Here is a 12,868-nt window from a genome sequence, read left to right as displayed (position 1 = left end):
TATGGCCTATACTCTTAAACCTGAAGAAGTTGGCGTTTTTGCCATCGGTGGTCTGGGAGAAATCGGGAAAAACACATACGGAATTGAATACCAAGACGAGATTATCATCGTCGATGCTGGGATTAAATTCCCAGAAGATGACTTGCTTGGTATCGACTATGTTATCCCTGACTACTCTTACATAGTAGACAATATCGACCGCGTCAAGGCTGTTTTGATCACACACGGACACGAGGACCACATCGGTGGGATTCCATTCCTGCTCAAGCAAGCAAATGTCCCTATCTATGCTGGACCACTTGCCTTGGCTTTGATCCGTGGGAAACTCGAAGAACACGGTCTCTTGCGCAACGCCAAACTTTACGAAATCAACCACAACACTGAGTTGACCTTTAAAAATCTCAAGGCAACTTTCTTTAGAACGACTCACTCTATTCCAGAGCCTTTGGGGATTGTCATTCATACTCCTCAAGGGAAAATTGTCTGTACGGGTGACTTCAAGTTTGACTTAACACCAGTTGGTGAACCAGCAGATTTGCACCGTATGGCAGCTCTTGGTGAAGAAGGTGTACTCTGTCTCCTGTCTGACTCGACAAATGCAGAAATTCCAACCTTTACCAACTCTGAAAAAGTCGTTGGCCAGTCCATCATGAAGATTATCCAAGGCATAGAGGGACGTATCATCTTTGCATCCTTTGCCTCAAATATCTTCCGTCTCCAGCAAGCAACAGAAGCCGCTGTTAAGACTGGACGTAAGATTGCAGTCTTTGGTCGTTCTATGGAAAAGGCCATTGTCAACGGAATTGAGCTTGGCTACATCAAAGCTCCTAAGGGAACCTTTATCGAGCCAAATGAAATCAAAGACTACCCTGCAGGAGAAATTCTGATCCTCTGTACAGGTAGTCAGGGTGAACCTATGGCAGCCCTCTCTCGTATCGCCAACGGAACCCACCGTCAGGTACAACTCCAACCAGGTGATACCGTTATCTTCTCTTCAAGTCCAATCCCTGGAAATACGACTAGCGTCAACAAGCTGATTAACATCATTTCAGAAGCTGGTGTCGAAGTTATCCACGGTAAGGTTAACAATATCCATACATCTGGACACGGTGGCCAGCAAGAGCAAAAACTTATGCTCCGCTTGATTAAGCCAAAATACTTCATGCCTGTCCACGGTGAATACCGCATGCAAAAAGTTCACGCTGGACTAGCGGTGGATACTGGTGTTGAAAAGGACAATATCTTTATCATGAGCAATGGTGATGTGCTTGCCCTTACTGCTGACTCAGCTCGTATCGCAGGTCATTTCAATGCCCAAGACATCTATGTCGATGGAAATCGTATCGGTGAAATCGGCGCTGCGGTCCTCAAAGATCGTCGCGATCTATCTGAAGACGGTGTCGTTCTGGCAGTCGCAACTGTTGACTTCAAATCGCAGATGATTCTATCTGGTCCAGACATCCTCAGCCGAGGCTTTGTCTACATGAGAGAGTCTGGCGACTTGATTCGCCAAAGCCAGCGTATCCTCTTCAATGCCATTCGTATCGCACTGAAAAACAAGGATGCTAGCGTGCAATCTGTCAACGGTGCCATTGTCAACGCTATTCGCCCCTTCCTCTATGAAAATACAGAACGTGAACCGATTATTATCCCGATGATCCTCACACCAGATGAAGAATAAATCATAAAACAGCCCCGATTTTTCGGAGCTGTTTTTCTCTATGCTTTCTTTTCTTGATTTTTAGAAATACTACGATTTTTACCTTCCAGATACACCATCAAAATAGAAATATCTGCTGGGTTTACTCCCGAAATACGGCTGGCTTGGCCGATGGTTTCTGGATTGATGAGTTTGAACTTCTGACGAGCTTCCGTTGCGATAGAGTCAATGTCATCCCAGTCAATATTGGCTGGAATGCGTTTTTCTTCCATGCGTTTCATCTTGGCTACCTGATCCATGGCTTTGGAAATATAGCCTTCGTACTTGATTTCTGTTTCAATCAATTCGATAATCTTGTCATCCAAGTCCTCTGCAGCTGGTCCGATGAAAGCCACCACATCTTGGTAAGACACTTCTGGACGGCGAAGGAATTCTTTGGCTGTCACCGCATCTGTCAACGGCTTGAAGCCCATCTCCTCAACCTTGGCATTGGTTTCCTTGACTGGCTTGAGTTTGATACTGTCTAGGCGCTTCATCTCATTGACAAATTGATTTTTCTTGATTTCAAAACGAGCCCAGCGTTCATCGTCCACAAGTCCAATCTCGCGTCCCATCTCTGTCAAACGCATATCGGCATTGTCATGACGGAGGATGAGACGGTATTCAGCACGACTGGTCAAGAGACGGTAAGGTTCAATGGTTCCCTTGGTCACCAAGTCGTCAATCATCACCCCGATATAACCGTCACTTCGTTTTAGAATCAACTCAGGTTTACCTTGGATTTTCAGAGCCGCATTGATACCCGCGATAATCCCTTGGCCAGCAGCTTCTTCATAACCTGATGTTCCATTTGTCTGACCAGCAGTGAAAAGTCCGGAGATTTTCTTGGTTTCCAGAGTCGCACGCAACTGATGAGGCAAGACCATATCATACTCAATGGCATAACCTGTCCGCATCATCTCTGCATTTTCCAAACCTTTGATGGAATGAACCAAGTCACGCTGGACATCCTCAGGCAGACTGGTTGAAAGTCCTTGAACATAGACTTCCTCAGTATTGCGCCCTTCTGGCTCTAGGAAGAGTTGGTGGCGTTCCTTGTCCGCAAAGCGCACAATCTTGTCTTCAATCGACGGACAGTAACGAGGTCCCACTCCCTTAACCACACCTGTAAACATAGGTGCACGGTGGAGGTTGTTTTGGATAATCTCATGACTGGTACCATTGGTATAGGTCAACCAGCATGGCACCTGATCCTTGACATAATCCTCATCACGTGAAGTGTATGAGAAATGATTAGGCGCTTCGTCTCCTGGCTGAATTTCTGTCACATCGTAATTGATAGAAGAAGCCTTGACACGTGGAGGGGTTCCTGTCTTGAAACGACCGATTTCGAGGCCCAGTTCCTTGAGATTGTCAGCAAGGTTAATAGAAGCCAAACTGTGGTTAGGACCTGATGAGTACTTGAGGTCACCGATGATAATTTCCCCACGGAGGGCCGTCCCTGTCGTCACGATAACGGCCTTAGCAGCATATTCTTGATGGGTCGCTGTACGAACACCGACAACTTTGCCGTCTTCCACCAAAATCTCATCAATCATGGTTTGACGAAGGGTCAGATTCTCTTGATTTTCAACTGTCTTGCGCATTTCCTTAGAGTAAAGCTCCTTGTCAGCCTGCGCACGAAGGGCACGGACAGCTGGACCCTTCCCTGTGTTGAGCATCTTCATCTGGATGTAAGTCTTGTCAATGGTTTTGGCCATCTCGCCACCGAGGGCATCAACTTCACGCACGACAATCCCTTTGGCAGAACCACCGATAGAGGGGTTACAAGGCATGAAAGCCAGCATTTCAATGTTGATGGTCGCAAGTAAGACCTTACAACCCATACGGCTAGCGGCCAAGGAAGCCTCGACCCCAGCGTGTCCCGCACCGATTACAATAATATCGTATTCTTCAGTAAAATGATAAGTCATATTTCTCTCCTATTCCTCAAAATGAATGTGTCTTAGTTGGCCGCCCCAATCTGGTAGGGCTGTTTTTAGAAAGGCTGGAACTAGATTGATACCCTTAAGCTTGTCTAAGTCAATCCACTCACAGGGCTGCCTTTTCTCATCTTCCTGCATGGTCAATGGGGCATCTTCCAGCAAGTCCACCAGATAATGAAACTCGATATTGTGATAGGAAACACCGTCCTGTTCAAAACGATTTTCAACAACAAAAGCTAGCTGGCCAGCTTGAGCTTTGACACCCAGTTCTTCCCTCACTTCACGGACTACCGCGTCTTCCGTGCTTTCATTGACTTGAATCGCACCACCAATTGTGTAATACTTGCCCTTATCTTTGGTGACTAGAAGCTTGCGATTTTGAAGAATCAAAGCTGTCGCCCGAACACCAAAAACCGTATTGTCTACTTTTGTCCGAAAGTCTTGCTGAGTCATTCTTGTCCTTTCCCTTAAACGACACAAAAACAGTCAAAACTCCAAAGAAGTGCAGGACAAAAAAGCCTGCAACATCCATGAGCTTTGACCATCATTTCTATTGCTGTTATTATTGTAGCAAATTGAGAAAATTTGTCAATCTAAATGTACTGACAAACTTGTCCGTCACGGTAAGCATTGTCAATCAAGCCACCACCTAGACACTCTTCGCCATCGTAAAAGACAACTGCCTGTCCTGGTGTGATGGCGCGTTGCGGTTCTGCAAAGATAACCTCTGCCTTATCTCCTTTGACATGTACTGTCACCTTCGAATCAGGTTGACGGTAGCGGAATTTAGCCGTACATTCGAGCGTAAACTCCTCTGGCATCTCACGAGTAAAGTGGACTTGGCTAGCCTCTAGGCTGGTTGACATGAGCGAATCATGGTAGAAACCTTGGCCTACATAGAGAATATTCTTGCTTAGGTCTTTTCCGACAACGAACCAAGGAGCATTGTCTCCACCGTGTTGACCCCCGATACCGAGACCACCACGCTGACCAATCGTATAGTACATAAGGCCGGCATGCTCGCCCATATCGCGACCATCCACAGTCATCATGCGACCAGGCTGAGCTGGCAGGTAGTTGCTGAGGAAATTTTTAAAGTTCTTTTCTCCGATAAAGCAAATCCCTGTCGAGTCTTTCTTCTTAGCAGTTGCAAGGCCTGCTTCTTCTGCTAGTCTGCGAACTTCAGGCTTTTCCAAATGCCCCAGTGGGAACATGGTTTTTTGAAGTTGTTCTTGCGAAAGTTGGCTGAGGAAATAGGTTTGGTCCTTGCCATTGTCCACGCCACGAAGCATGTGAACGATGCCATCCTCATCACGTGCCACTCGGGCATAATGCCCAGTCGCTACATAGTCTGCCCCCAAGGTCATGGCATAGTCCAAAAAGGCCTTAAACTTGATTTCCTTGTTACACATAACGTCTGGATTTGGCGTGCGTCCTGCACGGTATTCCGCTAGGAAATACTCAAAAACGCGGTCCCAGTACTCTTTTTCAAAATTGACAGAGTAGTAAGGAATGCCAATCTGGTCTGCCACCGCAGCCACATCCTTGTAATCTTCGGTCGCCGTACAGACGCCGTTTTCATCTGTGTCGTCCCAGTTCTTCATGAAGATACCGATCACATCGTAGCCCTGCTCCTTGAGCAAAAGAGCCGTCACCGACGAATCAACACCACCACTCATCCCCACGACAACACGTGTTTTAGAGTTATCACTCATGGTAAGTCTCCCATCTATTCGTTTATTCACGATTGAAGGTCGTGTGTGCTTCACGATTGAAGGTCGCTTGAGCAGTATTCATTATAACATGCTTGGTTGGAGAAGACAAGAAAGAGGCTGTCAATCGACCAACCTCTTATTCTGAACCTATCAATCTAGCACTTTCTAGCTTCATTCGCTTTCTTAGCAACTGCAATCTGGTATTTCACTTGGTCAAATCCTGTACCTCCCAAAGAATTTCGTCTTTGAACAGCAGTTTTAGGTTGCAAGTAGACATAGATATCCTCGGCAATGAGGGAATGATAGGTTTGCAATTCCTCCAAAGTCCAATCTTGAATATTTTTAGCAGACTTGATAGAGTCTAGCACTAATCTTCCCACAACCTCATGAGCTTCTCTAAATGGCAAGCCTTTCCCTGCCAAATAATCTGCCAACTCAGTTGCATTTGAAAAGTCCTTCTCTGTAGACTCTTGCATTTTTTCTTTGTTCACCTGCAAGCTGGATAACATACCTGCCAACACATCAAGGGAATTTAAAATCGTTTCAACCGTATCAAACATTCCTTCCTTATCCTCTTGCAAATCCTTATTATAAGCTAAAGGCAAGGACTTCATGACTGTCAACAGTCCAAACAGATTCCCATAAACTCTACCAGTCTTTCCTCGAATCAACTCAGCCATATCTGGATTTTTCTTTTGGGGCATAATAGAGGAACCTGTTGTAAACGTATCTGACAAGGTAATGAATTGGTACTCAAAACTACACCAATTGATCATTTCTTCACAAAAACGGCTCATATGCATCATGAGTATGCTGGCATTAGACAGAAATTCTAAGATAAAATCGCGGTCACTAACAGCATCCAAAGAATTTGTATAAGGTTGCTTAAACTCTAACAAATCGCTAGACAATTGGCGATCAATGGGGAAAGTCGTCCCTGCCAAAGCTGCCGCACCTAGAGGGCATAGGTCTGTATGCTTCTGGTTAAATTCAAAACGTTCACTGTCTCTCTGAAACATATTGTAGTAAGCCATCAGGTGGTGGGCAAAACTAATAGGCTGAGCATGTTGCAGATGGGTATAGCCCGGCATGATTGTCTCCACATGATTTTCCGCCAAGTCTAATAAAACACCCTTGAGATGAGCCAGTTTATCTAGGACATGGCCTAGTTGCTCCTTGAGATATAAGTGCATATCTGTCGCAACTTGGTCATTTCGAGAACGAGCTGTATGTAACTTCCCTGCAAGGGGACCAATTTTTTCTGTCAGCAATACTTCCATATTCATGTGAATATCTTCGTTTGCGATATCAAAGTCAAGTTGGCCTGCCTCTAGCTCTTCTAAAAGCTCTTTCAAACCTTCTTGAATCTTTTCTGACTCATTCAAACTCAAAATACCCGTCTGACCCAACATCTGAACGTGGGCCAAAGAACCAATCAAGTCAAATTTAGCTAATTTCTGGTCAAAAGATATACTCGCACCAAAGCGCTCTACCCAGTCTTCGACAGTACCTTCAAAGCGACCACCCCATAATTTTGTATTCTTAGCCATATCACATCCACCTCTCTAGTCAATCGTCCTATTTGGCGCTTTTTTGAACCTCAGAATGAACCTTGGTTGGAAGTCCCCACAACTTAATAAAGCCAACAGCCGCATCTTGGTCAAAGGTATCTGCACTGGTATACGTCGCCAAATTTTCATCATAAAGTGAATTTGGTGATTTCCGAGCCACGACCTGAGCGCTCCCCTTATAGAATTTAACTTTTGCAGTCCCATTGACAACTTTTTGAGTCTCTTTAATATAAGCAATCAAGGCTTGTGTAGCTGGACTAAACCACAAAGCATTATAAATGAGATTTGATAATTCATTTTCTATGATTGGTTTAAAATGAGCCACTTCTCTCACAAGCGTCAAGTCCTCAATTTCCTTATGAGCTGTCAGCAGAGTCACTGCACCTGGGCATTCATAGATTTCTCTTGATTTAATCCCAACCAAACGATTTTCCACGTGGTCAATTCGTCCGACCCCATGTTTTCCAGCTATTTCATTGAGTTTTTGAATCAAATCTGCCAATTTTAGCTCTTCTCCATTGAGGGAAACTGGAACACCTTCACTAAACTCAATATCAATGTATTCTGGCGTGTCTGGAGCTTCCTCTGGAGAAGATGTGATGCCAAAGGCTTCTTCTGGAGCCTGATTCCATGGATTTTCCAAAATACCACACTCATTGGCACGTCCCCAAAGATTTTGGTCGACAGAGTAGGGATTGTCAAGGTCAGCAGGAACAGGCACCCCATTTTCCTTAGCATAGTGAATTTCTTCCTCACGAGACCATTTCCATTCACGAACTGGTGCAATTACTTTTAAATTGGGATCCAAGGCTGCAATCGATACTTCAAAACGTACTTGGTCATTCCCCTTACCTGTACAACCATGAGCAATTGTAGTCGCTCCTGTCTGATGCGCGATTTCAACCAATTTTTTAGAAATAAGAGGGCGGCTCAAGGCAGATACCAAGGGATACTTTTGTTCATAATAGGCATGTGACTGGAGAGCCACTAGCACATAATCTGTAGCAAATTCGTCCTTAACATCAATGACATAAGATTCGACTGCCCCAACCTTAAGAGCCTTATCATGGATGAAATCCAAGTCTTTCCCTTCACCCACATCCATACAAACTGCAACAACATCATAGTCTTTCTTTAACCAGGTAATAGCAACTGATGTGTCTAAACCGCCAGAATAGGCCAAAATTACTTTTTCTTTACTCATGTTCTTTTCCTTCTTTCTATTTTTCAATGGACGCTTTAAATGCATCCTCGATGAGTTTGTCTAATTCTCCAGACTCCTTCAACTTTTGAATGGTTTTATCGACTGCCTCTTTCAATTCCTTGCTATCTTTTTTCATGGCGACCGCGTAGGAATCATCTTGCTCTTTTTCAAAATTGAGGTCTGCGATTGCTAAATCAGGATTATTTTCCACAAATCCCTTGGCAACGGGTTCTTCAAATATAACTGCATCCACTTGCCCTGATTTTAAATCTGTGATTAAATTCCCATTTTTAGGCAGAGATACGAGGGAAGAATTTTGTAGCAAATCTTTCGCCATCGTCTCTTGAATCGAACCTTTCTGTGCTCCGACCTTTTTCTGCGCTAAGTCGTTGACAGACTGATAAGTGGCAAAGTCAGATTTTTTGACAATGAGCTTATTTTTTGAAGTATAGTAGGGAATTGAAAAATCGAACACCTTGCTCCGTTCATCTGTCTTAGAAACACCAGATATGGCAAGATCGGCTTTTCCTGATTGAACACTAGCCAGTACATTGTCAAAACTCATGGGAGATAGTTCCAATTCGACACCTAGTTCTGTTGCGATAGCCTTGGCTAATTCGATATCTGAACCCACAATCTGATTTTTCCCATCAACCACTTTTTGGTATTCAAATGGAGCAAAATCTGGATTGAGGGCTACAACCAATTTTCCTTTGGACTTGATGGCTTCAATTCCAGCCGATTGATTGTTACTACAAGCAAATAGTAGGGGGAGCATCACTAAACCAAACATCGTCATCAACACCTTCTTCATCTTATTCATAACAAAGCCTCCTTTATGTTTATTCTTTTTGGTTGTATAAATAATACTCCTATCCTCATCGTTTGTCAAGCCTAAATTGAAAAATTTTTCAATTTGAAACAAAAAAACCTAGAAATACTACATAAAAATGTCATTCCTAGGCGTATTTATGCTATTTCTCTCTGAAAAACATGAGTATTCAGCCAGTCAAAAGGAGCTGAATGAACTCATTTCCCCTCGCCCAATTCAATGATCCGATGACATTGTTGGGCTACATAAGCATCGTGGGTCACGATAATGACTGTTTTCCCCTCTCGATTCATCTCTAAGAGAAACTTCAAGACCAAGTCTCTATTTTCAGGATCCAGAGAACCTGTTGGTTCATCGGCTAAAATCAGCTGGCTGGGTTTTAAGATGGCTCTAGCAACTGCAATTCGTTGTTGCTCCCCACCAGACAACTCGGAGACCTTTTGATGCAAAGTAGCTGACAAACTTACTCTCTCTAAAATCTCTTCCACCTTTTTGAGCTTGTCTTTCTTAGACAATTTCACATATTTCAGTGCCAGCATGAGATTATACTCGACCGTTTCATCATCAATCAGGGCAAAATTTTGAAATAGATAAGAGATATGTTCACGGATTATTGTTTGCGACTTAGCAGAATTGACCGCTAGATTTGTCTGACCAAAAATCTCATACCGTCCGCTGTAATCACCATCTATCAAACCTAATAAATTTAACAAGGTCGACTTGCCACTGCCACTTTTTCCAACGATAGCAACTAAATCCCCCTGATCAATCCTGAGAGACAAGTTATCCAAAATCACTTTTCCTCCAATGGTTTTGGTAATATTTTTCAACTCAATCATAAGATGCCCCCTTTCAATAACTCTGCTAGGCTTCTTTTCTCCATCCTAGAAGCCAAAACTAGCACAAACAGTATATCCAGACATGTAAAACCTGCAAACAGTAGGAATGGCAAGAACGCATGGGCAAAGAAAATCAATACTAGAAGAGGAAGACTATAGCCCAGCAAGAGCAGAACGAGGAGAGGGCGATAGCGATCGACCAGTTTCCACCCCATAAACTTCTTGGTAATGATATCCCTGCGCTTCAACAAGAAAGTGGTAACGAGTAAAAAGTAGGAGACAATCATACTGAGAAGAGCAAATAAGGCAAAAAGAACGTTAAAATTACGAACAGAATCCCGATAGGTATCAACCATCCCCTCTTGAATTGCTTGAATCGATGAAAATTTTAAATAGCTACCATCAGATAAGTTATCGACTAACTCTGTAATCACTTTTTGATTTTGTTCTGTATTTTCAACTTTCATCGGGTTGTTTAAACCTGTCGTTGACAAGTGAGTCTTTTCTTCCCACATCATGTCTTGATCATTTACCAGACTAATGATTGGATTGTGGAGATTTTCCTTTCGCTCATTATTATAAGGGAAGAAAGACCAATCTCCTTCATAGTAAGCAATTTCTACATCCATATCTTCTATTGTTTGCTTTTGCTGATCTTCATACCTCAGAGAAAGATAGGCGATGGATTTTCCCAAGAACTGATTCTTGCCTTCTTGTCCTTTATCACTGGCTGGCATCAAAATAACTTTTTTAGTGCCGGTATCTGGTAACTTGAATCCCTTGCTCTTTAGAAAATTGCTATTAGCATAGTAAACATCTACCTTATCAGGTAGTTGGTAGTTCTGCACTTGTTCAGCTTTGATGACTGGTTTGATAGGAAGACTCGCACTTCGAACATAATTTACTTGTATTTTTGCTAGCAAGTCTTGATAAAATTGATAGAAATAATCTGTAGATTTCCCTGACCCTGCTAGCTCTTCTTGCCACAGGTTATCATTGAGTTTGAAGGTTTCTAAGGTCAGGTAATTGCCTTGGCTTACCCACTGTTTCTGATAAGCAAGTTCTTTGTTTTCTTGTTCTAGACTTCTGCCTACCCCAATCAGTAAGGCCGTCAGTAAAATAGTTGTTCCTATTTTCATCACATAATTGAAGATGAGACCAAGTTTGACAGATGAAAAACCTTTCAACATGGAACTAACTGTCATTTTCTGAATCATCAGGTAGGTCAGCCAACTGATGAACAAATACAACTGTAAAAGCAGAAATTGGGATAAGAGTAAACTTGGGAACAGAAGTTTTGGCCTGTAGTCCAGCACTAAAAATAGTCCCAAGTCAATGACAAGACTTCCACCCAAGAGAAGATAAAAATTAGTCTTTACAAAACCAGCTAAAATCGCCCTGCTTTGAAAACCAAGTAACTTTTGAACCCCCACTCGTTTCATCTCCATCATCGGCTGATAAACTGTCATTAAAATCACAAGCAAGATTGCCAAGATAAAGATAATGATAGATAGTAACAACTCTTGATTTAGCACTCCAACCTGACTTCGGTAAGTGGGTTCTAATAAAATCGTCTTATCTATCTGGAAAAAATCACTCCACTTTTGTAGAATGGTATCGCGATCTATCTCTTTGCTGGAGGTAATCATGTAGCGCCCATTTACAGTATGGGATTTATCCTCAATGTAGGATTGAAAGGTCTGGAGTCGAATGAGTTTCACCTTTAAAAAGGTGGGAATGGTTCCTAGATTATTGGGAAGATCCTGGTTGCTGTAGACCCCCTTCTCATTCTTTGAAAAATCAAGAGAAGTCAGACCGAACTCTTGATAGGGGAAGGTTTCCTTATCAAAAACACCAGCCTTGACGGCCTCATCGCCATTATCTACTTTGATAATAGAGACCTTGTCTTGACTTGCAACCTCTTCAAAAAACTGGAGAATCGTTTCTGTCGGTTTAGTGACATCTTTCAAGTACAAGTCAAATGAATAAGTTGTCTTGCCCATCTCCTGAATCCGCACTATTTCTCTTGTAACATTTACATTCAGGACAAAAAATGTAGTACACAGTAAGAGCAGGAGCATACAAAGATGACTGATTTTTTTCATAGAGATACCTCCCGTGAAGAGACGAAAGCGAGATAGGTGCAGGTACTTTTTATTTTTTACTAAATTTTAAATAGGTGTAAATAAATCCTGCACTTATAGCTAAAGTTGTCCACCATTTAAAGTCGATATGTAAAAGTGAAAAGATTATAAAACTGATGATTAGCGAGGCTAAAATATAAACAATGATTAAAATTTTATTTTTCATAGGAATTGCCTTTCTGAATGGATTCTAGTGTTTACAGCTCATTTGTAAAGTTTACAATAAACAACTAGGGCAATTGTCTATCAGAATGTCCTTTTATCTGTCAATAATCCTAAAAAATCTTGTCGTTTCAAGTCTGAGAAATGTTTGCTAGAGAGACTTCCTTTTTGAAGTCCATCATCTCTAACCTGCAAATAATAGCTATGTTGGCTTGTTTTAATTGTCAAAAAATCGCCAAATACAAAAAATTTTTTCCAGTTACGAATCTCAAATTCTTTCATCTCTGATTTTGGAATGCGGATAAGTCCTTGCCACAAATCACGATGATGCTCACTGATGAAAGTCATCCCATTCCCAAGATTTCTTATCAGTAGTTCATCTGGAGTTACCATCACCAGCGCTATTTTAGTTAAGAAAATTTCAACTGTTGGTGGTAAAATCGCCAAGTTGAACCAAGGATGTAGGTAGCGATAGGCTAAGAAATAATGAGGCTCCTCACCCAATCCTAGTTGTTTATATAAGGCCTTGACCTCACTATCTAACCTCGCTTCAAAAGACACATCCGAATGCTCTTCTTCCTTCTTCTGATTAAAATAACGCATCCAGACTAGGAAACCTATAAAGACTAGGACAAATATTCCTGATAAGAGATATTTTAAATTGTAGTTCATCACTTAACCTCCTGATTAACTACTCTACCTAAAGCAGAAGAATCGTATTTATTTTAAAAATAGTTCCATAACAACTTTAAATAA

11 protein-coding genes are annotated in these 12,868 nt (G+C 42.2%); 1 reads left to right on the top strand and 10 read right to left on the bottom strand.

What is annotated here, in order from left to right:
• Position 1: 1 nt before the first annotated feature.
• A complete protein-coding gene (rnjA, locus tag K4Z77_RS00325; protein ID WP_045612411.1) occupies positions 2 to 1,681 on the top strand; it encodes a ribonuclease J1 in 1,680 nt (559 codons plus the stop codon).
• Between the two features lie 38 nt (positions 1,682 to 1,719).
• Here rnjA and mnmG read toward each other — a convergent pair whose 3' ends face one another.
• From mnmG to K4Z77_RS00275, 10 genes are all read right to left on the bottom strand, one after another.
• Complete coding sequence (gene mnmG, locus K4Z77_RS00320) at positions 1,720 to 3,633, bottom strand: tRNA uridine-5-carboxymethylaminomethyl(34) synthesis enzyme MnmG (protein WP_224218119.1); 1,914 nt, start codon at positions 3,631 to 3,633, stop codon at positions 1,720 to 1,722.
• A gap of 9 nt (positions 3,634 to 3,642) precedes the next feature.
• Entirely contained in the window at positions 3,643 to 4,098 is a 456-nt protein-coding gene (locus tag K4Z77_RS00315) for an NUDIX hydrolase (RefSeq protein ID WP_224218118.1), read from the bottom strand.
• 140 nt (positions 4,099 to 4,238) lie between these two features.
• The gene (gene mnmA, locus K4Z77_RS00310) at positions 4,239 to 5,360 is read right to left on the bottom strand and encodes a tRNA 2-thiouridine(34) synthase MnmA (RefSeq protein WP_001282946.1); all 1,122 of its coding nucleotides are present in this window, start codon (positions 5,358 to 5,360) and stop codon (positions 4,239 to 4,241) included.
• A 155-nt stretch (positions 5,361 to 5,515) separates the two neighbouring features.
• Positions 5,516 to 6,910, bottom strand: coding sequence for an argininosuccinate lyase (argH, locus tag K4Z77_RS00305; RefSeq protein ID WP_101786460.1), 1,395 nt, complete (start codon positions 6,908 to 6,910; stop codon positions 5,516 to 5,518).
• A 28-nt stretch (positions 6,911 to 6,938) separates the two neighbouring features.
• The gene (locus K4Z77_RS00300; protein ID WP_224218117.1) at positions 6,939 to 8,135 is read right to left on the bottom strand and encodes an argininosuccinate synthase; all 1,197 of its coding nucleotides are present in this window, start codon (positions 8,133 to 8,135) and stop codon (positions 6,939 to 6,941) included.
• Positions 8,136 to 8,151: 16 nt separating this feature from the next.
• Positions 8,152 to 8,958, bottom strand: coding sequence for an ABC transporter substrate-binding protein (locus K4Z77_RS00295; protein ID WP_224218116.1), 807 nt, complete (start codon positions 8,956 to 8,958; stop codon positions 8,152 to 8,154).
• Positions 8,959 to 9,164: 206 nt separating this feature from the next.
• Positions 9,165 to 9,806 carry an ABC transporter ATP-binding protein gene (locus K4Z77_RS00290; RefSeq protein ID WP_224218115.1) on the bottom strand — a complete coding sequence of 214 codons (642 nt, stop codon included), beginning with the start codon at positions 9,804 to 9,806 and terminating at the stop codon, positions 9,165 to 9,167.
• The gene (locus K4Z77_RS00285; protein ID WP_224218114.1) at positions 9,803 to 11,911 is read right to left on the bottom strand and encodes a bacteriocin-associated integral membrane family protein; all 2,109 of its coding nucleotides are present in this window, start codon (positions 11,909 to 11,911) and stop codon (positions 9,803 to 9,805) included. Before K4Z77_RS00285 ends, K4Z77_RS00290 begins: the two co-directional genes overlap by 4 nt.
• A gap of 49 nt (positions 11,912 to 11,960) precedes the next feature.
• Positions 11,961 to 12,116: a hypothetical protein gene (locus tag K4Z77_RS00280; RefSeq protein ID WP_162838030.1), complete on the bottom strand. Its 156-nt coding sequence runs from the start codon at positions 12,114 to 12,116 to the stop codon at positions 11,961 to 11,963.
• Positions 12,117 to 12,196: 80 nt separating this feature from the next.
• The gene (locus K4Z77_RS00275; protein ID WP_224218113.1) at positions 12,197 to 12,784 is read right to left on the bottom strand and encodes a hypothetical protein; all 588 of its coding nucleotides are present in this window, start codon (positions 12,782 to 12,784) and stop codon (positions 12,197 to 12,199) included.
• Positions 12,785 to 12,868 lie beyond the last annotated feature (84 nt).

The sequence above is a fragment of the Streptococcus mitis subsp. hohhotensis genome, assembly GCF_020089495.2.
Lineage (GTDB): Bacteria > Bacillota > Bacilli > Lactobacillales > Streptococcaceae > Streptococcus > Streptococcus hohhotensis.
This window is presented reverse-complemented; position numbering and strand designations above follow the sequence as displayed.